Source organism: Ruminococcus difficilis, from assembly GCF_016680995.1.
The window spans coordinates 1-652 of record NZ_JAEQMG010000159.1 but is presented as its reverse complement, the minus strand read 5'-3'; the positions used below and the strand labels follow the sequence as shown (position 1 = coordinate 652).

Genomic DNA, 652 nt, shown 5'->3' with positions numbered 1-652 from the left:
CTTTCTGCGAGTGAGCGAGTCTCGCCTCGCAGCAACCAAATATTTAGGGGTATAGCTCAGTTGGTAGAGCAGCGGTCTCCAAAACCGCGTGCCGAGGGTTCAAGTCCTTCTGCCCCTGCCACTCAGACCTTCAAAAATGGCTTATCTAAGCCGTTTTTGGGGGTTTTCTTTTTTGGCTTAAACCCATTTCTAACGAGCTATACCCCGATTTCTAACACTTTTCTAACACTTTTCTACGCTTTTTGAAAACTTTTCCTAACGGCATCTAACGCAACACCATTTTTCTAACCACGATCACCTGACTAAAAGCATGTCGTCGATCACATTTGCCACCATCTTTTTCTGCGCCTGATTTGTATGCGCATAGAAGTTCAGCGTGGTCGTCGGACTGCTGTGACCCAGCCAGTTGGCGACGTTGACGATCGACACATTCTGCTCGATCAGGTTGCTCGCCGTACTGTGCCGCAGGTCGTGCAGGCGCACCATCGGCAAATCGCTGTTTTTCAGAATATTGTGGAAGCTTCTTGTCAGATAATTCGGCTGAATCACCTTTCCGTCCGCCCAAGTGCAAACATAGTCGCTTTTGTAATAGTAGCAGCCCATTACCCTTGAACGCTCAATTTGCTGCTCCTTCTGCGACACCAGCAAGTCG

Annotated in this window: 1 protein-coding gene and 1 tRNA gene; one reads left to right on the top strand and one right to left on the bottom strand. The window is 48.6% G+C overall.

What is annotated here, in order from left to right; all coding sequences use genetic code 11:
• Positions 1–45 precede the first annotated feature (45 nt).
• Positions 46–121 (top strand) — tRNA-Trp (locus tag JKK62_RS14430).
• Positions 122–294: 173 nt separating this feature from the next.
• Here the strand turns inward: JKK62_RS14430 and JKK62_RS14425 are convergent.
• Positions 295–652 (bottom strand): tyrosine-type recombinase/integrase (locus tag JKK62_RS14425; protein ID WP_201428517.1); only part of this gene is annotated, 358 nt, incomplete at its 5' end.